The organism is Kitasatospora sp. NPDC059673 (genome assembly GCF_042734215.1).
Classification (GTDB): Bacteria; Actinomycetota; Actinomycetes; order Streptomycetales; family Streptomycetaceae; genus Kitasatospora.
Genome location: NZ_JBHWEN010000005.1, coordinates 235,173 through 255,358 on the forward strand (window position 1 = coordinate 235,173; position 20,186 = coordinate 255,358).

The 20,186-nt window shown below is 72.2% G+C and carries 18 protein-coding genes and 1 pseudogene; 5 read left to right on the forward strand and 14 right to left on the reverse strand.

Going from position 1 to position 20,186, the window contains the following annotated elements; genetic code table 11:
• Positions 1–31: 31 nt before the first annotated feature.
• The 10 genes from ACFV18_RS08995 to ACFV18_RS09040 all read right to left on the reverse strand — a co-directional run bounded on the left by ACFV18_RS08995 (position 32) and on the right by ACFV18_RS09040 (position 12,478).
• The gene (locus ACFV18_RS08995; protein ID WP_380480959.1) at positions 32–985 is read right to left on the reverse strand and encodes a cytochrome c oxidase assembly protein; all 954 of its coding nucleotides are present in this window, start codon (positions 983–985) and stop codon (positions 32–34) included.
• 335 nt (positions 986–1,320) lie between these two features.
• Entirely contained in the window at positions 1,321–2,313 is a 993-nt protein-coding gene (locus ACFV18_RS09000; protein ID WP_380480814.1) for a 2-hydroxyacid dehydrogenase, read from the reverse strand.
• A gap of 72 nt (positions 2,314–2,385) precedes the next feature.
• Complete coding sequence (locus ACFV18_RS09005; protein ID WP_380480816.1) at positions 2,386–3,411, reverse strand: 6-phosphofructokinase; 1,026 nt, start codon at positions 3,409–3,411, stop codon at positions 2,386–2,388.
• 277 nt (positions 3,412–3,688) lie between these two features.
• Positions 3,689–4,417 carry a type 1 glutamine amidotransferase gene (locus tag ACFV18_RS09010; protein WP_380480962.1) on the reverse strand — a complete coding sequence of 243 codons (729 nt, stop codon included), beginning with the start codon at positions 4,415–4,417 and terminating at the stop codon, positions 3,689–3,691.
• A 305-nt stretch (positions 4,418–4,722) separates the two neighbouring features.
• Positions 4,723–5,979 (reverse strand): MurT ligase domain-containing protein, encoded by a 1,257-nt coding sequence (locus ACFV18_RS09015; protein WP_380480818.1) that lies wholly within the window; start codon positions 5,977–5,979, stop codon positions 4,723–4,725.
• A gap of 208 nt (positions 5,980–6,187) precedes the next feature.
• Positions 6,188–7,531, reverse strand: a complete 1,344-nt coding sequence (locus ACFV18_RS09020) for a GNAT family N-acetyltransferase (protein ID WP_380480820.1) — start codon at positions 7,529–7,531, stop codon at positions 6,188–6,190.
• 106 nt (positions 7,532–7,637) lie between these two features.
• A complete protein-coding gene (locus ACFV18_RS09025; protein WP_380480822.1) occupies positions 7,638–9,077 on the reverse strand; it encodes a pyridoxal phosphate-dependent decarboxylase family protein in 1,440 nt (479 codons plus the stop codon).
• A gap of 205 nt (positions 9,078–9,282) precedes the next feature.
• Positions 9,283–10,389: a hypothetical protein gene (locus ACFV18_RS09030; protein WP_380480824.1), complete on the reverse strand. Its 1,107-nt coding sequence runs from the start codon at positions 10,387–10,389 to the stop codon at positions 9,283–9,285.
• Positions 10,390–10,588: 199 nt separating this feature from the next.
• Positions 10,589–11,197, reverse strand: a complete 609-nt coding sequence (locus tag ACFV18_RS09035) for a hypothetical protein (RefSeq protein WP_380480826.1) — start codon at positions 11,195–11,197, stop codon at positions 10,589–10,591.
• A gap of 192 nt (positions 11,198–11,389) precedes the next feature.
• Positions 11,390–12,478, reverse strand: coding sequence for a winged helix DNA-binding domain-containing protein (locus ACFV18_RS09040; protein WP_380480828.1), 1,089 nt, complete (start codon positions 12,476–12,478; stop codon positions 11,390–11,392).
• Between the two features lie 68 nt (positions 12,479–12,546).
• On the opposite strand from ACFV18_RS09040, the gene ACFV18_RS09045 reads away from it, so the two are divergent.
• The 3 genes and pseudogenes from ACFV18_RS09045 to ACFV18_RS09055 form a co-directional block, all read left to right on the forward strand.
• On the forward strand, positions 12,547–12,852 hold the full coding sequence (locus ACFV18_RS09045; protein WP_380480830.1) for a hypothetical protein: 306 nt from the start codon (positions 12,547–12,549) through the stop codon (positions 12,850–12,852).
• A 47-nt stretch (positions 12,853–12,899) separates the two neighbouring features.
• The gene (glmS, locus tag ACFV18_RS09050) at positions 12,900–14,741 is read left to right on the forward strand and encodes a glutamine--fructose-6-phosphate transaminase (isomerizing) (protein ID WP_380480832.1); all 1,842 of its coding nucleotides are present in this window, start codon (positions 12,900–12,902) and stop codon (positions 14,739–14,741) included.
• Between the two features lie 72 nt (positions 14,742–14,813).
• A pseudogene (locus ACFV18_RS09055) lies at positions 14,814–14,882 on the forward strand (hypothetical protein); the annotation flags it as partial.
• Between the two features lie 79 nt (positions 14,883–14,961).
• Here ACFV18_RS09055 and ACFV18_RS09060 read toward each other — a convergent pair.
• On the reverse strand, positions 14,962–16,065 hold the full coding sequence (locus tag ACFV18_RS09060; RefSeq protein WP_380480834.1) for a calcium:proton antiporter: 1,104 nt from the start codon (positions 16,063–16,065) through the stop codon (positions 14,962–14,964).
• Positions 16,066–16,430: 365 nt separating this feature from the next.
• Here ACFV18_RS09060 and ACFV18_RS09065 point away from each other — a divergent pair, with 365 nt between their 5' ends.
• Positions 16,431–17,105: a polysaccharide deacetylase family protein gene (locus ACFV18_RS09065; RefSeq protein WP_380480836.1), complete on the forward strand. Its 675-nt coding sequence runs from the start codon at positions 16,431–16,433 to the stop codon at positions 17,103–17,105.
• 400 nt (positions 17,106–17,505) lie between these two features.
• Here ACFV18_RS09065 and ACFV18_RS09070 read toward each other — a convergent pair whose 3' ends face one another.
• A complete protein-coding gene (locus ACFV18_RS09070; RefSeq protein ID WP_380480838.1) occupies positions 17,506–18,135 on the reverse strand; it encodes a DUF6629 family protein in 630 nt (209 codons plus the stop codon).
• A gap of 29 nt (positions 18,136–18,164) precedes the next feature.
• Positions 18,165–18,569, reverse strand: coding sequence for a VOC family protein (locus ACFV18_RS09075; protein WP_380480840.1), 405 nt, complete (start codon positions 18,567–18,569; stop codon positions 18,165–18,167).
• Positions 18,570–18,635: 66 nt separating this feature from the next.
• Between ACFV18_RS09075 and ACFV18_RS09080 the strand changes: the two genes are divergently transcribed.
• Positions 18,636–19,070, forward strand: coding sequence for a MarR family winged helix-turn-helix transcriptional regulator (locus ACFV18_RS09080; RefSeq protein WP_380480842.1), 435 nt, complete (start codon positions 18,636–18,638; stop codon positions 19,068–19,070).
• A 344-nt stretch (positions 19,071–19,414) separates the two neighbouring features.
• On the opposite strand, the gene ACFV18_RS09085 is transcribed toward ACFV18_RS09080, so the two are convergent.
• Positions 19,415–20,068: a DUF1707 domain-containing protein gene (locus ACFV18_RS09085; RefSeq protein WP_380480844.1), complete on the reverse strand. Its 654-nt coding sequence runs from the start codon at positions 20,066–20,068 to the stop codon at positions 19,415–19,417.
• Between the last annotated feature and the right edge of the window lie 118 nt (positions 20,069–20,186).

Sequence of the window (20,186 nt, forward strand, 5' to 3'; positions counted from 1 at the left end):
GCGGATCCACGGAAACGGAAACGGAAAGCGGTTACCCGGCCGACCCGGCGCTGCGGTTCAGCGAGGCCAGGTACCGGTTGTACGCCGCCAGCTCGGCGTCGCCGTCGCGGTCGGCGGCCCGGTCGCGGCGGCGGGCCTGCCGTTCCTCGGACTTGGCCCACTGGAGAGTGAGGGCGATCAGCACGATCGCGGTGGGGATCTCACCGAACGCCCAGGTGATGCCGCCGGCGAGCTGCTGGTCGGCGTGCAGGTCGGTGCCGAGCGGGGCCATCTCGGCGGTGAAGGTGCTGACCAACTGCCCGGAGGCCATCATCACGGCCACGCCGAAGAACGCGTGGAAGGGCATGCCCATGAACAGCTCGAGGATCCGCATCACGAAGCCGGGGCGGTGCGGGCCGGGGTCGACGCCCATGATCGGCCAGAAGAACAGCATGCCGACGGCGAGGAAGTGCAGCATCATCGCCACGTGCCCGATCTGGTACTGCATGAGGTAGTCGAACAGCGGCGTGAAGTACAGCCCGTACAGGCTCGCGATGAAGATCGGGATGGTGTACGCGGGGTGCGAGACGATCCGGACCAGCCGGCTGTGCAACAGCGCGACCAGCAGCTCGCGCGGGCCGCGTCCGCTGCCCTTGCGGGCGGGCCGCAGCGAGCGCAGCGTGAGCGTGATCGGCGCGCCGAGCAGCAGCAGGATCGGGGACAGCATGGACAGCACCATGTGCTGCATCATGTGGGCGCTGAACAGCACCATGCCGTAGTCGTTGAGCTTGGTGTTGGTGACCATGAACACGGTGCCGACACCGGCCGTCCAGAACAGCGCCCGGCTCACCGGCCACTTGTCGCCGCGCCGCCACAGCCGGATCGCCCCGGCCAGGTACAGGCCGAGGGCGAGCGCGCAGAAGATCAGGTACGGCCAGTCCGGCGACAACTCCATCGCCCGGGAGAGACTGAACGGCGGCAGGGGGCCCCCGCCGTGGTGATGCATCCCCGTCATGCCGTCGCCCATCGGGCGGCCCCGCTTTCGTCCATTGCCGTCCGGCACCGCGCGACGACGCGGGTCCGGTTTGGTCGGTTTCGTTCGGACCCAGCCTAGGCGTCGCTTACGGCGCGCCCGCCAGCGGCCCCCGCCACGAAGCCGTCCGGCCGCCGCTCGCCAGGCAACGGCGGCTCACCCGGGCGCGGGGCCGGGCAGCGGCAGCCCCGCCGCCACCAGCGACCCGAACGCTACGACCCGAACGCCACGACCCGAACGCCACCACCAGCACCAGCGCGGCCATCACCAGGCCCAAGCCCTCGGACCAGTGCCCGCCCGGCGGCGGGTCAGCTCCTTGGCACGAGGGTGTTCTCGTTGGTGCGCCCCGCGGTGAAGTCGTCGATGTTGCGGGCGGTGGCGTCGATGATCTGGCCGACGGCGGTGCGGGTGAAGTACGCCTGGTGGGAGGTGACCAGGACCTGCGGGAAGCTGATCAGGCGGGCCAGGACGTCGTCGGCGATGCCCTGGCCGGAGCGGTCGGTGAAGAAAACGTTGGCCTCCTCCTCGTACACGTCCAGGCCGACGCCGGCCAGGCGTCCGGCGCGCAGGGTCTCGACCAGGGCGACGGCGTCGACCAGGCCGCCGCGGGAGGAGTTGACCAGGATCGCGTCGTCCTTCATGCGGGCGAGTGCGGCGTGGTCGATCAGGTGGTGGGTGGCGTCCAGCAGTGGGACGTGCAGGGAGACGATGTCGCTGTGGGCGAGCAGTTCGTCCTTCTCGACGTAGCGCATGCCGAGCGCCTCGCACTCGGGATTGGGGGTGAGGTCCCAGCCGAGCAGGCTGGTGCCGAAGCCGGCGGCGATCCGGGCGAAGCACTCGCCGATCTTGCCGGTGCCGAGCACGCCGATCGTCATGCCGTGGATGTCGCGGCCCATCAGGCCGTCGAGCCGGAAGTCGAACTCGCGGGCCCGGTTGACGGATCGGATCAGCCGGCGGTTGACGGCCAGGGCCAGGGTCCAGGCGTGCTCGGCGACCGAGTAGGGGGAGTAGTAGGAGACCCGGGCGACGGTGAGGCCGAGTTCGGCGGCGGCGTCGAGGTCGATGTTGTTGAAGCCGGTGGAGCGCTGGGCGATCAGCCGGGTGCCGCCGGCGGCGAGCAACCGCAGGGTCTCGGCGGTCAGTTCGTCGTTGACGCTGCTGGAGACCACGGGGTAGCCGGTGGCCAGTGGGGCGGTGTCGGCGGTGAGGAAGACGTCCAGCAGGCGCGGGCGGTGCGCGGCCAGGGCGGCTTCGAGCAGCGGCCGTTCGTCGGACTGGACGCCGTACGCGAGGATCTCCATGCGGCGAAGGCTATCGTCGGGGGCGCGCGCGGTGAACCACGACGCGCCCCCGGCTTGAGAGTTGAGGGCCCGTCAGATGACGGTCTCCGCCTCCAGGTAGCGGTCGGACGGCACCGTCTTCAGCTCGGCGACGGCCTCGCCGAGCGGCACCAGTCGGATGTCGGTGCCCTGCAGTGCGGTGATCTGGCCGAACGCGCCCTTGTGCGCGGCCTCCACGGCGTGCCAGCCGAAGCGGGTGGCGAGCACCCGGTCGTAGGCGGTCGGGGTGCCGCCGCGCTGGGTGTGGCCGAGGATCACCGGGCGGGCCTCCTTGCCGAGGCGGTACTCCAGTTCGCGGGAGAGCTGGGTGGCGATGCCGGTGAACCGCTCGTGGCCGTACATGTCCTTGGTGCCCTCCTCCCACGGCATGGTGCCGGGTTCGGGCTTGGCGCCCTCGGCGCACACCACGATCGCGAACTTCTTCTGCCGGTCGAAGCGTTCGCGCACCACCTCGGTCAACTTGTCGATGTGGAACGGGCGTTCGGGGACGACGATGGCGTGCGCACCGGCCGCCATGCCCGCGTTCAGGGCGATCCAGCCGGTGTGGCGGCCCATCACCTCGACCACCATGACCCGCTGGTGCGACTCGGCGGTGGTCTTCAGCCGGTCGAGCGCCTCGGTGGCCACCGACACCGCGGTGTCGAAGCCGAAGGTGACGTCGGTGCAGGCGATGTCGTTGTCGATGGTCTTCGGCACGCCGACCACCGGCAGGCCCGCGTCGCTCATCAGCTTCGCGGCCTTCAGGGTGCCCTCGCCGCCGATCGGGATCACCGCGTCGATGCCCAGGTCCGCGCAGTACCGCTTGGCACGCTCAACACCGTCGCGCAGGTGGCTCGGCTGGACCCGGGAGGAGCCGAGGATCGTGCCGCCCTGGGCGAGGATGCCGCTCACCGAGTCCAGGGTCAGCGGGCGGTGCACGCCCTCCAGAAGACCGCGCCAGCCGTCCTCGAACCCGATGATCTCGTCGCCGTGGTCGACCACCCCCCGGTGGACCACGGAACGAATGACGGCGTTCAGGCCGGGGCAGTCACCGCCACTGGTCAGGACACCAATACGCATTGCTTTGCCAACTCCCGAGCAGGATTCGGACGGCCGGACTGGTGGTTGAGAATCGGACATAGCGCCCGAAACGGACCTGCTGCACAGCATACGGTTCCTGCGTCCGGCCGGGCCGAAACCGACGCGGGGGCGGCTTCCTCGACGCACCACACGTAACTGCGACCCGACCGCCGAGGAGGGTGTTGCGCCCGGGCTTCCTCATTCTCCTATGAAGTTGTTCCACCGGGGACGGCTGACCACATGGCGGTCAGCCGTCCACCGGGCCAACGGCCGGCGGCTACGCCGGGCGGGCCGCCGCGGCGATCCGCTCGGTGCGCAGCGCGTCGTACCAGGTGGTGTCGGCCGGCGGCAGCGCGTTGACGTCCAGCGCCAGCTTGATCAGCATGTCGGCGACGCCGGGGTTGCGGGCCATCACCGGGCCGTGCAGGTAGGTGCCGAACACGGTGTCGCGCCAGGCGCCCTCGGTGCCGTCACCGGTGCCGTTGCCCCGGCCGACCTGCACCGTGGCGAACGGCTTGACGCCCTCGCCGAGGTGCGTGACGCCCTGGTGGTTCTCGAAACCGGTCAGCTGCGGCAGGTTCAGCTGCGGGTTCACCTCCGCCAGCACGTCGCCGACACAGCGCGCGCCCTCACCGCGGGTGGTCCACACGTCCAGCAGACCCAGACCCGCCTCGCGCTCGCCGAGGTCGTTGATGAACTCGTGGCCGAGGATCTGGAAACCCGCACAGACCGAGAAGATGATCGCACCGTTCTCGGACGCCCGGACCAGCCCGCCGTCATTGCGCAGCCGCTCCGCCGCCAGCCGCTGCGGACGGTCCTCACCGCCACCGATCAGGTAGATGTCACCACTGGTCGGCACCGACTGGTCGGAGCGCACGTCGATCCGCTGCACCCCGAGGCCGCGCTGCTGCGCCCGCCGCTCCACCACCAGGGCGTTGCCGCGGTCGCCGTACGTGGACAGCAGGTCCGGGTACACCCAGACCACCCGCAGGCTGCTCTCGCTCATCCTCGAAGACCTCCCGTACTGCGGCGCCGCCTCCGGCGCACCGCCCCCGTACTGCTGCTGCGGCTCCTCGAACCCCCGCTGCCGCCCGGCGAACTGCTGCTCACCGTACGGCTGCTGGTCGTACTGCTGCTGCTGGCCGTGCTGCTGGTCGTACTGCGGCTCGCCGTACGACTGACCGCCGTACGGCTGCTGCCCGTACTGCTGGTGCTGGTCGTACTGCTGCTGCTCGCCGTACTGCTGGTGCTCGTCGAACTGCTGCCCGCCGTACGGCTGCTGGCCGTACTGCTGATAGGACTGGTCGCTCATCAGGCCACCACGGCCTTGCGCAGCTGCTGGAACGCCGTGTAGTTGGCGATCGCCTCGATCCGGCCCTCGGGGGCCGCGTCCACCGCCTGGGCGAGCGAGTCGACGACCTGGAACTGCAGGCCGGCGACCTCCAGGCGGACCGCCAGGTCGAGCTTGCGCTGGCCCATCACGAAGATCGGATGACCGGCCAGGCGCTCGTAGTCGACGTCCCACAGCCAGGAGGTGTCGGTGCCGTCGGCGTCCATCGCGTTCACCGACAGGATCACCGGCGCGGGCGGCCCGTCGATCAGCGAGAAGGTCTCCAGCCAGCCGGCCGGGTTCTTCGCCAGCAGCAGCCGGATGTCCCGGCCGCGGTACTGCACCACGTCGTAGCGGCCGGCCACCGCGGCCACCGACTGCATGCGCTGCAGCGCGACCTGCGGGGCCACGCCGAACACCGCGGCGACCGCCGCCGAGCTGGTCGCGTTGGCCAGGTTGGCGCGGCCCGGCAGCTGGAGCTGGATCGGCCAGGCACCGCGGTGCGGGTCGATCACGTGGGTGCCCTGCAGCGCCCAGTGCGGGTTCGGGCGGCGGAAACCGCACTCACCGCAGAACCAGTCGTCACCCGGACGCTGCATCACACCGCCGCACGAGGGGCACGACCAGGCGTCCTCCTTCCACGCCTGCCCGGCGGCCACCCAGACCACCTTCTTGCAGGACGAGGCGGCCCAGGTCACCAGCGGGTCGTCCGCGTTGGCGATGATCACGGCCTCGGTGTCCTTCAGACCCTCGCGCCACTTCTCGGCCATCATGCGGGTCTCGGCCGCGCGGTCGAGCTGGTCACGGGAGAGGTTCAGCAGCGCTATGGCCTTCGGACGGGTGTCCCGGGCGACCATCGGCAGGTACTTCTCGTCCACCTCGATGACGCCGAACCTGGCGTCGGTGCCGCCCGCGAGCGCCGCCGTGATACCGGCCGGCATGTTCGCGCCCAGCGCGTTGGAGACCACCGGGCCGGCCGCCCGCAGGGCCTCGGCGATCAGCCGGGTCGTGGTGGTCTTGCCGTTCGTGGCGCTGACCAGCACCACGTCCAGGTGCTCGGCGAGGGTCTTCAACAGATCGGGGTCGAGCTTGAGCGCCACCTTGCCGCCGATCACCGACCCGCTGCCGCGTCCGGCCTTCTGGGACAGCGCGGCCGCCATCTTGCCGGCCGTCACGGCGATCTTTGCGCGGGCGGGCAGCGAGGCGTCGCGCGCGGCTTCCGAATCGGTGCCTGGCATGCTCAGGGGTTCCTCCTTGCTGCGGCACCGCCCGGGCCGTTCGGCGACCCACGGGCGGCAGGGACGGACTCAGCCTACCGACTCCCGCCCGCACACTTGAGCAGGGGCGACTTACCGGCCCGCGCCGGACCCGGACTGACCGCGCCGCGACGGGCCCGGCAACGGAACGGGACGCCCCGCTGCCGGGCCCGCCGGGCCCGATGGGCCGTCAGCGGGCCGCCCACGGCGCGGGCAGTTTCTCCGCCGCCTCCAACAGGTGCGCGGTGATCACCACCGTGCCGTCCTCCACCTGGAAGTCCAGCGGCGCCGACAGCCGGCGCATGGTCGCGATCAACCCGGTGTTCGCCGCCGTGGTCACCGCGTACACCGTGCCCACGCCCGCCTCCAGCGCCAGCGCCGCCATCCGCCGCACCAGGTCCACGCCCAGGCCGCGACGCTGCCAGGCGTCCTCCACCAGCAGCGCGATCTCCGCGCCCTCGTCGTCCCACATCAGGTGCGCCAGCGCCACCAGCCGGCCCTGCGCGGTCTCCACCGCGAGAGTCTGCCCGTGCCGCGGGTCCAACAGATGGTCCAGGTAGCGGTCGGCGTCCTTCACCGGCCCGTGGTAGCGCCGCCGCAGCGACTCCGGCGAGCACCGGGCGTGCATCGCCACCGCCGCGCCCCGGTCGGCCGGCGTGGCCCGGCGCACCGTCAGGTCGTCCCCCGCCGGACGGCTGATCCGCGCCTCGACCTGCGGCACCCGCGAGCCCAGCACGGCGTCCAGTTCCACCAGCGCCCGGGCCCGGGCGAACTCGGTCGGCGTGAACGGCAGATTCGGCCGGGACAGCTCCAACAGGTCCCCGTTCGGCAGCGGCAGCCGCATCAGGTGCCCGTCCGCGCCGGGCTGCGCCGAAGCGCCCCGCCCCGGGTACTGGCGGATCGCCGCCCGCCCGAACAACTGCCGCAGTGCGAGCGGCAGCTCCGCCGCGTCCAGCGCGGTCCGGGTGGCCAGCGCCAGCACCTGCCGGGGCACGTCCACCAGCTCGTGGGCGTCCGCCCGGTCGGTCCAGATCTCCCGGCCGCCGCCCGCCGCGACCGCCGCCACCAGCTCCGCCCGGCTCAGCGCGGCGGGCGCCCGGACGATGAACTCGTCCACCGTGCAGTCCGGCAGCGGGTGCGCCTGCATCGAGACGATGTTCACCCGCCGCTCCGCCAGCGCGGCGCACACCCGGGCCAGACTGCCCGGCGCGTCCGCGACGCTGGTCCGCAGCCGCCACAATGTTGTCGGCTCCTCCGGGGACGTCACCTCGGGCCCGCCCGGTGGTGCGAGGGCGTCCCGACCCGGCGGGTGCCGGTGCGCGAGCCAGCCGCGAAACAGCGCCGTGGCGAGCAGCGCCCCGGCGGAGGCGAGCAGCAGCACCGGCCCGTCGTGCCCGTGCACCACCACATTGGCGACCAGGTCGGCGGCCGCGACTGCGGCGAACACCGCCGCGAGCTCGACCGTCTCCCGGCGCCAACGGTGGCTGCGACGCTGCTGATTCGCGGTTCTGTGGGTGTACGCCATGTCATCCATGCCTGAATGGTGGCGCTCCGCTGTTTCACGATCACGAACCCCCCGTGACCCGACGGTTAATGTCTGCGCGGGCCCCCGTCGGATCGGCGCTGATCCGCTCCCGCGATCACTTGGACGTGCGGCCCCGGTCCAGGAGTTCCGCACCGGCCGATTTCACCTCGTCCAGCAGCAGCCGCAGATCCGCATCCGTGGTCGAGGAGTTCAGCAGGCACGCCCGCAGCATCTCCCGCCCCCGGTACACCGCGCCGGTCACGAACACCCGGCCGCGTTGCTGGATCGCCACCGGCAGAAGGGAGTTGAGCCGCTGGGTCTCCTCCTCGCCGAGGCCGGACGGGCGGTAGCGGAACGCCACGATCGACGTCTCGACCGGCGCCAGCAGCTCCAACTCCGGATCCTGCCCGACCCACTCGCCGAGCCGGCGGGCCTGCCCCGTGCAGTGCGCGATGTCCCGGGCCACCCCCGAGCGGCCGCGATGCGCGATCGACGCCCACACCTTCAGCGAACGGAACGGCCGGGTCTGCTCCGTGCCGTACTCCGAGAACCAGCCGAGTGCGCCCGCGCCCTCGTCCCGCAAGTACGACGGCACCAGGCTGAACGTGCCACGCAACTCCTGCGCGTCCCGCACCAGCGCGCAGCCGCAGTCCACCGGCACACCCAGCCACTTGTGCGGATCCAGCGCGAGGGAGTCGGCCCGATCGAGCCCCGCGTAACGGTGCGCGATCTGCGGATCCAGCACCCCGAACGCCCCGTACGCGCCGTCGATGTGGAACCACAGCCCCTCGCGGGCCGCGAGATCGGCGATCGGCTCGAACGGGTCGACGGCGCCCGTACCGACCGTCCCCGCCGACGCCACCACCAGGAACGGCACCCGGCCCGCCGCGCGGTCCTCCGCGATCGCCGCCTCCAGGCCGTCCAGGCGCAGGTGGCCCCCGGCGTCCGACTCCACCACCCGCAGGTGCTTCGACCCGAGACCGAGCAGCTCAGCGGCCTTGCGCACACAGCTGTGCGCCTCGCCGGTGACGTACCCCACCAGCGGCGGCAGCCCCGCGAGCCCGTCCTCCCGGACGTCCCGACCGGCCCGCCGCGCCGCACGATTGCGGGCCGCCGCCAGACAGACGATGGTCGCCATCGAGGCACCCGAGGTCAGCAGACCGCCACCCGCCGGATGCGGGAACCCCACCAGCTCGGCCATCCACCGCACCACGGCCCGCTCCAGGTGCACATCGGCGTGATCACCACCCGCCGAGCTCGGATTCATCGCGGACGCGGCGAGAGCGGCGAGAATCCCTGCGGGCTGCGGCGAGGAATTCACCCACCCGAAGAACCGCGGGTTCCCGTTGCCCATCGGGTGCGGCATGATCTTCCGCTCGACGATCTCCAGCAGCTCCGCGAACCCCGCCCCGCCCTCCGGCAGCTCCAGCTCCAGCAGCGCGGACCGCTTCGCCGGGTCCATCGGCTGCCACACCGGCTTCGACGGCAACTCGTCGAGAAAGTCGGCCACCAGCCGCGCGGCCGCCTGAGCGGCAGTTCTGAAGTCGTCGTTCATGGGAGGGGAGGGTAGAGCAGGCGGGTACGAGAACAGGGAGAGCACCACCGGGGGCGCGGGGAACTGCGCGAAGCGGAAGGCATCCAGCCGCAAGATCGCGACGCAGGACAATGACCTGCACTTGATCGCGCCCTTGCGGACGTGGTGAGCGCTTGTCGCGCAGTTCCCCGCGCCCCTGGTGGTGCTCTCCATACCCGGAGCGTTTTCAGTCCAGGGTGCTCGAAAGCCCGCCCGCCGAGCGGCAGTAGCCCTGGATCTCCTTGTCGGTGATCTTGCTGCACAGGCGCCCGGCGGCGCCGTTGTCCGTGTAGTTGACGGTGTAGTAGCTGACCAGCCCCTGCGCGCAGGCCTTGCGCTGCCAGGCGTCCTTCGCGGTGGCGCACTGCTGCGCCGCCCAGTCCTCGCGGTCCAGGTTGTACTTCATGGTGCGCGAGCCCACGCCTCGGGAGCAGTCGTTCTCGCCGCCGCTGGCCTTCGCGTTCAGGCACCACTGGAGGGCCTGGGAGAACACCTCGGGATGGTTGGCGTAGTCGTGCGAGGAGAGGAAGTAGGTGGGGGCGTAGAAGAAGCACGCGGACTGGTAGAGGGCGGGCTGCTCGGGGCAGGGGTACAGGGGGTCGGCGGCGAGCTTGTCCGCGGGGAGGTTGGCCTTGGCCTTCTCGTCCTCCTCGTCGGGGGCGAAGAGCTGCATGAAGACGCCCTCGGAGCAGGTGATGCGGCGGTTCTGGGAGGGGAACTTGTCGCACAGGGCGCGGGCGCCGGGGATGTCCTGCTTGGTGACGAACATGATGCCGTGGCCGACGCCGTGGATGCAGGGGCCGGTGTTGGACGGGGCGCACAGGGTGAGGATGTCGTGCTGCGGGTCCTGGGAGTTGGCGAGCATCTCCTCGACCGCGCCGTGCAGGTAGCCGGCCGCGCAGGTCTCGTGGGGGAAGGAGATGACCTTCTGGAAGTCCTGGTGGTAGCGCTTCACGGCGGCGTGTCCGAGTTCGTGCGCGATGGGGTGGCAGAACCGTACGGTGTACGGCTTGTCCTTGGTGATCTTGTCCAGGTCGGCGAGGGCGACGCCGGGGTCGTTGGCGTCCATCTCGGCCATCAGCTTGTTGCGCAGCGTGGAGCGGGTCCACACCGCTGGGTCGCCGGTGGGGGAGGGCGAGGCGGCGCCGGGCGCGGTGGCGGTGCGGCCGGCCGGGTCGGCGGGGGAGGCGGCGGCGGAGGCGGGCTTGGGCGTCCAGTCGGTGACCAGGACCGACCCGAGGCCGAGCGCGGCCAGCAGGACGGCGGTGACGACGGCGAACACACGCGGTTGCATGACGGACGGTCCCCCTGTGATCGACACGGACAGTACGCGGCCCATCCTGCGGGGTGACCGCCGGAAACCCCCGCCCGGACACCGCCGATGGATGCAGGCGCCCGGCCGTGATCACCCGAGCACCGCCCGCACACCGTCCTTCAGTGACGGCCCCCCACCCGAGTGGGTCCCCGCCCACCCGTTCGGCCGTCTGGAATGACTACGCGTCAGGGAGGCGATCGGTTGCGTCCGGATGCTGCCGGCGGTTCACCGACGGGTGGCGGCCGGTGCCGAGCACGACGAAGGCCCAGAGCCCGACGAGAACCGTCAGCGCGATCGGGAGGACCTCCGGCCCGAAGAGATCGTTCCCCTCGTTGAACTGCGGGCGCACCCAGCCGGCCGGGTCCACCAGGTACGGGAAGGGCTGCGGCTCCGACGGCGGCACGCAGCCGGCGTACTCGTACACGTCGTGCGGCAGCGCTCCGCCGTCCGCCCGGCGGAGCACGCAGGGAAGGTCGGCGCCGGGCGGCGCCGCCACCACGACGAGGTCGGTTTTTTCGCCGCGCAGTTGCAGGATCTCGGTCTCGTACATCGCGGGTGGGAGGACGAGCAGGGGGAGCCCGACCAGCATGCCCGCGACGACCCGTGGCCAGCCGACCCGGAGCGCCGCCAGGGCGAGGATCGCGCCCGCCAGCACCGCCAGCCGGGCGGGATCGCCGATGTACGCGTAGTCCGGATTCGCGGACAGCACCCCGAGGCCGATCAGGGCCAGCGGGGCGAGTGCCGCGACCGCCCACCGGGGGGCCGGCGGAAGGCTCAATGTGCGCATGGGGCAGGTCCTCTGACGCGTAGTCGGGCGGCCGGACTGGTGTGGGCGCGCACTGTACGGCAACGGCGGCGGTGTCGTCCGACCGGGAGACTCTTCGCGGGTTCGGCCGCCTGCTCCGCGACTCGATCGAGCCGCACACGACGGGGCGCCTCCCGGTCGGCGGCGGGCCGTTCTTCGGCGAGTTCCGGCAGGTCAGCCGGCTCGCAGGAAGCGGGACAGCTCGGCGGAGGCGGTCGCGATGCCCTCGGCGAGGGCGGGGGTGGGGGAGGGGTCGAAGAGGGTGACGTCGGCCCGGCCGCGGCGCCAGGACCAGGTGCCGCGGGCGAGCCCGTCGGCGAGGACGGCGGCGTGGATCTGGCCGCCGCCGGGGCGGATCCGCTTCTCGTGGGCGGCCGGGACGGACAGCGCCGTGGAGCGGTAGCCGACCAGGTAGTTGTCGTACGCGGGCAGCAGCCGCACGTCGGGGGCGGGCGGCGGGGCGAGGTCGAGTTCGGCGGCCCGGTCGGCGGGGAGCGCGCAGTCCTGGTCGCGGACCCGGACGTGCAGCAGTTCGCCGGACGTGTCGAGGGCCCGCCAGGCGCGCCGGGCGGCCGTGACGGGCAGGCCGGACCAGCCCGCGAAGTCCTCGGGCGCGGCCGGCCCGTGGGCGCGCAGGTAGCGGCGGGCCAGCTCCGTGACGGCTCCGTCGCCGGCGGGGCCCTCGGGGGCGTCCGGCAGCCAGTCGGCGAGCACGACGTAGGTGGCGTCGCCGTCGCGGTCGGGGCCGAAGCAGATCCGGCCGCGCAGCGCGGCCCGGCGGATCAGGTGGAACGGCGCCTGGCCTTGCGCCGGGAGGCCGGCCGTGGCGAGGTGCCCGGTCAACTCGGCGCGGGTGGAGGGGCCGTGGGTGGCCAGGGTGTTCGTGATCACCGTCTCGGCCCGGTCGCACAGGGCCTCGTCGAGGCCCAGTTCGCGGAGGCGGCGGGCGCTCAGGCGCAGGAAGTGCGGCCCGAGCAGGGCGAGCAGCCAGCGCAGGTCGGCGCTGGTGACGGTGTGCAGGGTGCCGCGCAGGAACCAGCTCCGGACCAGGGTGCGGTCCTCCTCCAGGGCCGGCCGGACGTCGGCGGCGGTGAGATCGCGGGTCCTGACCCCGATGCCGACCAGGCCGGCCCGGGCGTCCTGGGCCTGGACGCCGACCACCCGTTCGACAGCCTCGGCGGCGGTCGGGAAGGTGACGCCGCCGCCGATGCCCTGCCCCCTGGAGCGCAGGGCCCGTACCTGATCGTCGTCCAGTGCGCGCATGCCGTCACCCTACTCGCGGGGTGCATCGGCTCGCCGTCCTGCCCGAAATCGGGCAAGATCTTTGGCAAATGAACACTTCACGCCTAGGCTCCCCGATCGTGCCTGTCTCACCGCACCCTCATGAGGACCTGCTCGCCCACCTCGCCCGGACCACTTCGCTGGCCCCCGGGGAGGCGTCGCGGGTCGTCGCGGAGGTGCTGGCGTACTTCTCCGAGACCACGGAGGAGTACGTGCGCCGCCGTCACGGTGAGTTGCAGGCCAGGGGCCTGACCAACGATCGGATCTTCGCCCGCCTCACGGCGGAGCTGGCCGCCCGCCGGGTGGCCGCGCCGCAGCTGTCGGTGCGTCAGCTGCGGCGGATGGTCTACGGCTGATCGGGCCCGGTCCACGACAACCCTCGAAAACACCAGGAGTTCACGTCATGTGCGGAATCGTGGCCTACATCGGCCCCAAGGACGCGTCCCCGTTCCTGCTGGAGGGCCTGCAGCGGCTGGAATACCGCGGATACGACTCGGCGGGCGTGGCGGTCGTCGCCCCCGCCACCAAGTCCGTCCCCGCGAAGTTGAAGGTGTGCAAGGTCAAGGGCCGGGTCGCCGACCTGGCGGCCGCGCTGCCGGCCCGGTTCAAGGGCAGCGTCGGCATCGGCCACACCCGCTGGGCGACCCACGGCGTGCCCTCGGACGCGAACGCGCACCCCCACACCGACAACGAGGGCCGGATCGCGGTGGTGCACAACGGCATCATCGAGAACGCCGACGAGCTGCGCGCCAAGCTGGCGGCGGACGGCGCGGTGTTCCGCTCGGAGACCGACACCGAAGTGCTGGCCCACCTGATCGCCGCGCACCGCGCCGACGGCGGCGAGCTGGAGGACGCGGTACGGGCCGCGCTGAAGCTGGTGATCGGCACCTACGGCATCGCCGTGCTCGACGCCGAGCAGGCCGACCGGATCGTGGTGGCCCGCAACGGCAGCCCGATCGTGCTCGGCATCGGCGAGAAGGAGATGTTCGCCGCGTCCGACGTCTCCGCGCTGGTCCGCTACACCCGCCAGGTGGTGCACCTGGAGGACGGCGAGCTGGCGACGGTGCGCGCCGACGGCTTCCGGACCTTCACCGAGGACGCCCGGACCGTCACCCGGCAGCCGTCCACCGTGGACTGGGAGATCGGCTCCTACGACACCGGCGGGTACGCGCACTACCTGCTGAAGGAGATCCACGAGCAGCCCGGCGCCGTCGAGCGCACGCTGTCCGGCCGGCTCGACGAGCGGTTCTCCACCGCGCACCTGGGCGGGCTGAACCTGGACGCCCGCGAGCTGCGGGAGATCCGCCGGGTGAAGATCCTCGGCTGCGGTTCGGCGTACTACGCGGGCGAGATGGGCGCGCAGCTGCTCGAAGAACTGGCCCGGATCCCCGCGCACTCCGAACCGGCCTCCGAGTTCCGCTACCGCAACCCGGTGATCGAGGCGGACACCCTGTACGTGGCGGTCAGCCAGTCCGGCGAGACCTACGACACGCTGGCGGCGGTGCAGGAGATCAAGCGCAAGGGCGGCCGGGTGCTGGGTGTGGTGAACACCGTCGGCTCGGCGATCGCCCGCGAGTGCGACGGCGGCATCTACCTGCACGCCGGGCCCGAAATCTCGGTCGCCTCCACCAAGGCGTTCACCTCCACCGTGGTGGCGTTCGCGCTGCTGGCGCTGCACTTCGGCCGGATCCACGACCTGTCGCCCGCCGACGGCCGGCGGATCGTGGGCGCGCTGAAGGCGCTGCCCGAGCAGATCCGCGAGATCCTCGGGCAGGAGAAGGAGATCGAGAAGCTCGCCGCCGAGTACGCCGAGAGCCAGGGCATGATGTTCATCGGTCGGGTGCGCGGCTACCCCGTGGCCCGGGAGGGCGCGCAGAAGCTCAAGGAGATCTCCTACGTGCACGCCGAGGCGTACCCCGCCTCCGAGTTGAAGCACGGCCCGCTGGCGCTGATCAGCCCCGAACTGCCGGCCGTCGCGCTGGTGCCGGACGACGAACTGCTCGACAAGAACCTCACCACGCTCGGCGAGATCAAGGCCCGCTCCGGGCGGGTGCTGGCCATCGCACACCGGCCGATCGAGGCGAAGCTGGCCGACCACTGCGTGGTGGTCCCGAAGAGCGAGCCGGAACTCGACCCGCTGCTGCTCAACATCCCGCTCCAACTGCTGGCCTACCACGCCGCGGTGGCCCTCGACCGGGATGTGGACAAGCCGCGCAACCTGGCCAAGAGCGTCACCGTGGAGTGACGGGGGTCCTCCTGGGTCCCTCGCTGTCGGCTCACGGGTTGTGGGCTTGCGGGACGTCAGTTCTGTCGGCTCGCGGGCTGGCGGTTCACGGGTTGTCAGTTCAGGGGCTGTCGGCTCGCGGGTTGTCAGTTCAGGGGCTGATGGCTCGCGGGTTGTCAGTTCAGGGGCTGATGGCTCGCGGGCTGTCGGCTCGCGGGTTGTCAGTTCACGGGCCAGCGGCTCACGGGCTGACGGCGAGGACCAGGTAGGCGCCGAGGATCGTCAGGTGCACGCCGCCCTGGAGCAGGGTCGCGCGCTTCGGGATGACGGTGAGGGTGCCGACGGCCACCGTCAGCGCCAGCAGGATCATGTGATTGGCGCCGAGGCCGAGTTCGAGCGGCCCGCTCAGCCAGGTGGAGGCGATCGCGACGGCCGGAATGGTCAGGCCGATCGAGGCGAGTGCCGAGCCGAGCGCCAGGTTGAGGCTGATCTGCACCCGGTTGCGGACCGCCGCCCGGACGGCGGCGATCGACTCCGGCAGCAGCACCATCAGCGCGATCACCACACCCACCACCGCGTTCGGCAGGCCCGCCGACTCCACCCCGCGCTCGATGGTCGGCGAAACGCCCTTCGCCAGCCCGACCACCGAGACCAGAGCGACGGACAGCAGCGCCACGCTGACCAGCGTCGCCTTCAGGGTCGGCGGTTCGGAGTGCTCGTCCATCGGGTCGAGCACCTCGCCCGCCGGGGTGACGGGCAGGAAGTAGTCGCGGTGCCGGACCGTCAGGGTGGAGACGAACAGCCCGTAGATCACCACCGAGGCGGTCGCCGCGAACACCAGCTGGGTAGGCGAGAACACCGGGCCCGGCGTGGAGGTGGTGAACGTCGGCAGCACCAGACTCAGCGTCGCCAGGGTGGCGATCGCGCCGAACGCCGCGCCGGTGCCCTCCGCGTTGAACACCGCCACCCGGCACTTCAACGCGCCGACCAGGATGGACAGGCCGAGGATCCCGTTGCAGGTGATCATCACGGCGGCGAACACGGTGTCCCGGGCCAGGCCCGCGGTCTTGTCGCCGCCGCCCGCCATCAGCGTCACGATCAGCGCCACCTCGATGATGGTGACCGCGACCGCCAGCACCAGTGAGCCGAACGGCTCGCCGACCCGATGCGCGATCAGCTCCGCGTGGTGCACGGCCGCCACCACCGACACCGCCAGGAAGCACGCCACCAGCGCCACCACCGGCCACCGCAGGTCACGGTGCCAGGTCGCCAGGAGCAGCATGAACGCCATCACCGGGGCGACGGTCGTCCACTGGAGATACTGCGGTCGCTGGGAGGGAGCCATACGGCCGAGCTTCGCAGATGGCACCTGTCGGGCCCGGAAGTGACACTCGTGGCGGCGGCCACGGCGGACGGTGACGAACAGTGAGGAGCAGCGGAATGGTCGGACGGCGGACGGTACTGACAGCGGCGCTAGGACTCGCGACGGGGTGCGCGCGATCGGTGTCGGCGCGGCCGGGGGGTTCGGCGGGTTCGGGGGGGTCGGGGGGTCCGGTGGGTTCGGTGGGTTCGGGGGGGTCGGGGGGTCCGGTGGGTTCGGTGGGTTCGGCGAGTCCGGTGGTTCCTGAGACGGCCGTCTTGTCCTCGCCCGCTTCTGCTGCTGCTTCCGCGTCTGCTTCCGCAACGTTTGCGCCGCCGAGCCGGGAGGAGGTGCTCGCCCGGTACGCGGGGGAGCGGCCCACCCGATGGGGGACCGACCTGCCCGGGGTGGTGGCGGAGGTGCCGGACGGGGCGCTGGCGCTGACCTTCGACGCCTGCGGCGGGCCCGGCGGGAACGGCTACGACACGGCGCTGATCGACACGCTGCGCCGGCACCGGGTGCCCGCCACGCTGTTTCTGAACGCCCGGTGGATCGACGCCAACCCCGGGCCGTTCGGTGAACTGGCCGCCGACCCGCTGTTCGAACTCGGCAACCACGGCACCGCGCACCGCCCACTGTCCGTCACCGGCCGCTCGGCGTACGGCATCACCGGCACCGCCGACGCCGAAGACGCCTACCGGGAGGTCGCGGACAACGAGGTGAAACTGGCCGGGCTGCTCGGGAAGCCGCCGCGCTGGTTCCGGTCCGGGACAGCGCACTACGACGACGTCGCGGTGCGGATCGTGGGCGAACTCGGCGAGCGGGTGGCCGGGTTCGCGGTCAACGGCGACGGCGGGGCGACGTTCAGCGCCGCGCAGGTGGCGCAGACGGTGGCAGCTGCCCCGCCCGGGGCCGTGGTGATCAGCCACTTCAACCACCCCGACGCGGGCACCGGCCCCGGCTACGCGCAGGCGCTGCCCCGGCTGCTGGACGCGGGCCGCCGATTCGTCCGACTGTCGGACTGAGCGGAAGGTCGGGGCGCGCGCCGGTCGGGATCGCGGCCCCAGGCGACGAAGCGGACCGTCGCCACCACCCGGGGCAGCAACGCGGTGGGGACGGTGGACCGGCGGTGCATCGGGTTCGGGATGCTCAGCACCTCAACGCCCGCCGCGAACCCTGCGCTGCCGAGCATGAACGGCAGCAGCCCCGCCCCGCTCCCGGCGCCACCGTCCACGGCGTCTCCACCCAACGCCCCGACCAGCAGGCCGCGTTCACTGCCCATCAAAGCATCACTCCCCCCTCCCCAGCGCCGCGCTGCGCCTCGCGGCTCACGCGTAACACCCTGCTGATCGACGCCGGTCGCACGGTGCGCGGCGTGCTCCACCCCGCCCCCTGCCCGGGGCTCGGCGCCGGACGCTCTGGCGCTCAGCGACGCGGCTGCTGGCGGGAGTTGACGCCGGGGTTGATGCGGGCGTGGCGGGCCCAGTCGTACAGCAGGACGGAGGCGATGGCCGCCAGCGCGCACCAGGTGGAGATGAAAGCCAGCCGCCACAGCACGCCGCAGACGAGCGCCCCCACACCGAGCACCGCGCCGAGGCGCCGCAGGCGGTGGTCGCCCGAACAGAGCAGCGCGCCCACGGTGGCGGCCAGGTAGCCCGCCAGCAGCAGGCCTCCGGCCGGGACGCCCACCGCGTAGTCGAGGGTGCGGCCGTGCGCGTGCGCCGTGACGGGGTGCCGGGCCAGGGCGACGGCCAGTGGGACGGCGACGGCCGCGCCCAGCGCGGTGAACCAGGCCGCCGAGCGGCGGCGGGTCGCGCACCACACCGCCGCCGGCACGTACACCGGCAGCAGCGGCAGCGCGATGACCGCCCACACCGTGCGGGCCCACGCCCAGCCCGACCAGACGCCCGCCTCCACCAGCTGGTGCACGCCGAGCAACAACGGCAGTGCAGCCAGCGGAAGTTGACGTCCCGTCTTCGCGTGCAGCACCGTGGCGACCCCGACCGCCGAGACGGCGCTGCCGACGAGCAGATCGGCCCCGGCGCTCCAGCACACCCCGCCAGCGTACTGATCGGCCGCTGCGATCAGTACGACTGAAGCTCGATCAGCGTGCCCTGCGGGTCGCGCAGGTGGGCGCTGCGCAGCGTCGGCCCCCACTCCGGCCGGTCGGTCGGCGGCAGCACGGCCGTCCCGCCGTGGGCCAGACAGAGCGCGAACGCCGCGTCCACGTCCGCCACCCGGCAGACGAACATGCCGGTGTCGGCCGGGGGAACGTCGGAGGGCGCCGGGGCGGTGCCGAGGGTGGCGGCCATCGCCGCCCGGTCGAACAGCACCAGCACGGCCTGGTCATCCACATCCCAGTGCGCGTACGGCCCGGCGTCGGTGCCCTTGACCAGGTGGGCGCCGAGCAGCGGGGGCAGGACGGCGTCGTAGAAGGCGAAGCAGGCGGCGAACTCGGCGACCAGCAGGCGGGGGTGGAGTGCGTCCACGGGAATCCTTCCGGAACGAAATCGTGGGTCCCGACCCACTATAGGGCGGCACCTACCATGTTCGGCATGGTTGACCCGCATGAAACCCCGCCTGCGCTCCTGGAGTTGACGACTTACCTGCTCTCCAGGGTCGGCAAGGACGCCCGCAACCGCCTCGCCGAACTCCTCGCCGCCGACGGACTGCGGCTCTACCACCACGCGGCCCTCGCCGCCCTCGCCGATTTCGGCCCGCACACCCAGCGCGACCTCGCCACCCGCCTGCGCCTCGACCCCAGCGACCTCGCCAAGGCCGCCGACCAACTGGCCGCCGCCGGCTGGCTCGACCGCACCCGTGACCCCGCTGACCGCCGCCGCCTCACCCTCACCCTCACCCCCGCCGGAGCCACCCGCCTCGCCGAACTCGACGCCCTGGCGCGGGGCGTCCAGGACACCGTCCTCGCGCCGCTGACTGTCACTGAACGCGCCACCCTGCACGGCCTGTTGCTGCGGTTGCACCGGTAACTCCGTTGCGGGGGCGATACGTTGCCGGCCCATGCCCCGGGCGGTTGCTCGACCACCCTCGACCATCGGGGGCCGGGGGCGCTTGGGTTGGCGTTCGTGGCGGGTGCCGGGTTCGCGCTCGCGCGGTGTGCGTTCCTGGGGTGGGGGAGTATGCCGGTCGGGTGACTGCGTTCGCGTTCCCCGACAGGGGGCGGGTGCGTCTTGCGCCGGTGGAGACGCTCGAGTGGCCGGTCCGACTCGGCGTCCGCAGGGGCCTGGGTGGCGCGGGTCGGGCTCTGTCGTCCTTCTTGCCCTTCTCATCCTTCTCGTCCCGCGGGTCGAACTACGGCCCGTGCGAGGCGCGTTCAGTTGCCGGCGGGCAGGGCCGGGTGCCTCCTCGACCGCCACCGGTCGGTCGTCCTCCGGGGGTGGCGGACGACGACGCGACCGAAGTTCTTCCGGCCGACCAGCTCCACCCGCAGCGTGGTCGGCGTGGCCGGGTCCGGAGTCTGGCGGTTCCTGACCCTGCTGAACTCCAGCGTCAGGCCGTCGGTGTCGACCACCACGCCCGGTGCGACGATCAGCGTCAGGGTCTTGCCGCGCATGTCCACATCGATCTGCAGGGTGTCCTGCGTGATCACCGCCTGCGTGAAGTCGAGTGTCACGTCGCACCACTCCACGTCGAGTACCAGCCGTCGCGGCACCACCCAGCGCCCCACCCGCTTGACCGGACTCCACTTCTGCTCGATCCGCAGGACATCCTTGACCTCCGCCGCCACCCCATCGACCGAGAGCGAGGCGGTCGGCAAGTCGGCGGTGAGCACGGCCAGTTCGCCGATCGTCCGCGCCGAGAGCGCGACCTCCAGACGCTCGTCGAGCTCGGCCGCCGTCAGCCGGCCGTCGCCTGCCGCAACCCGCAGAATGTCGGCCACCCGGTCCCGGTCCGCGTGCGAGGCCCGCAGCTCGGGCCGGGCGCTGAGGCTGGTGGGCTTCCCAGCGGGCGAGATCTCTCCGGGCATACTTCCTGTCCTGAGCTTGGCGAAAGGCTACGAGGGTCTGCATGGGTCTTCCCGCGTCGGGGCGCGGCGACGCGACAGAGACACGCTATATCGCGATATGTGTTTCCGCCAAGGTTGT